The 341-nt window shown below is 65.4% G+C and carries 1 protein-coding gene; it reads left to right on the top strand.

Annotation, left to right across the window (positions count from 1 at the left end):
* Positions 1-28: 28 nt before the first annotated feature.
* A partial coding sequence (locus L0U85_RS19760) for a hypothetical protein (protein WP_241379489.1) occupies positions 29-341 on the top strand: 313 nt, incomplete at its 3' end.

Raw genomic sequence — 341 nt, 5'->3', positions numbered from 1 at the left:
AAAGCTTGGATGACGGAGGGGGTGTGTGATGGCGAAGACGAAGGCGAACGGGTCGGAGCGGAGCGAGAAGTCGAAGGTCATCCACACCGAGTTGGGTGCCTTCGCCGATGCCATCAACAGCGCGCACGCCGGGATCCTCAAGCGGGTGATCGAGGCGCGGGATTGGAACATTCACCGGGACGTGGACGGGTTCTCCGCGTTGCGGGCGTGGCTGATGGAACGGTTCGACTTCCACGTGCGCACCGCGGCCGACATCGCCGCGATCGCCCGCCTGTCGAAGAAATTCCGGGCGCTCGCTGGTGCGGCGTGTGCCGGTGAGGCCAGGATTGATCCGGTCGCGT

Origin of the sequence: Glycomyces sp. L485 (assembly GCF_022548875.1) — a bacterium.
Taxonomy (GTDB): Bacteria; Actinomycetota; Actinomycetes; order Mycobacteriales; family Micromonosporaceae; genus Glycomyces.
This window is presented reverse-complemented; position numbering and strand designations above follow the sequence as displayed.